Source organism: Ferranicluibacter rubi (genome assembly GCF_011603255.1).
Classification (GTDB): domain Bacteria; phylum Pseudomonadota; class Alphaproteobacteria; order Rhizobiales; family Rhizobiaceae; genus Ferranicluibacter; species Ferranicluibacter rubi.
Genome location: NZ_JAANCM010000033.1, coordinates 1 through 561, shown reverse-complemented (window position 1 = coordinate 561; position 561 = coordinate 1). Strand labels below are relative to the sequence as shown.

At 56.1% G+C, this 561-nt stretch carries 1 protein-coding gene, 1 tRNA gene and 1 rRNA gene; all 3 read right to left on the bottom strand.

Annotated features, from left to right (window positions below; all coding sequences use genetic code 11):
• Nucleotides 1-134 (bottom strand): transposase (locus G8E10_RS25740; RefSeq protein ID WP_167131272.1); only part of this gene is annotated, 134 nt, incomplete at its 3' end.
• A 198-nt stretch (nucleotides 135-332) separates the two neighbouring features.
• A tRNA-Met gene (locus G8E10_RS25735) sits at nucleotides 333-409 on the bottom strand.
• A gap of 53 nt (nucleotides 410-462) precedes the next feature.
• Nucleotides 463-561: ribosomal RNA gene (gene rrf / locus G8E10_RS25730) — 5S ribosomal RNA — on the bottom strand; the annotation flags it as partial.

The following is a 561-nucleotide window of genomic DNA, read 5'->3' as shown; positions in this document are numbered from 1 at the left end:
TACTTTGCCTTATATTTGTAGAAGGTTGCGTCCGAGATGCCGTGCTTGCGGCAGACATCGACTGTCTTCGCGCCCGCCTCCTGCTCCTTCAATATCCCGATGATCTGTTCTTCCGTGAACCGTGAACGCTTCATTCGTCCGTCTCCTCATTGTGACGGACTCTACCAAAATCTGGAGGAAGTTCAGGGGCTCAGGTCACGTGGATGCGCCAGGTTGTCATCTCTCGCCCTACCAGCTCAGTTTGATAACAACTTCCAACGCCCCAAACGCACAAAACCCCCGCACGCGAGAGCGTCGGGGGTTTTGTGCGTTTGTGACTGTGTTATTTGATTTGGTTGCGGGGGCAGGATTTGAACCTGCGGCCTTCAGGTTATGAGCCTGACGAGCTACCGGGCTGCTCCACCCCGCGGAAGGGATTGGGACTGAGGTTGTTGGAGAAGATGGAATGTTTGCCTTTAGCAGACCTGGCAGCGACCGACTCTCCCGCGTCTTAAGACGAAGTACCATAGGCGCTGGGGCGTTTCACGGCCGTGTTCGGAATGGGAACGGGTGCGGCCACCC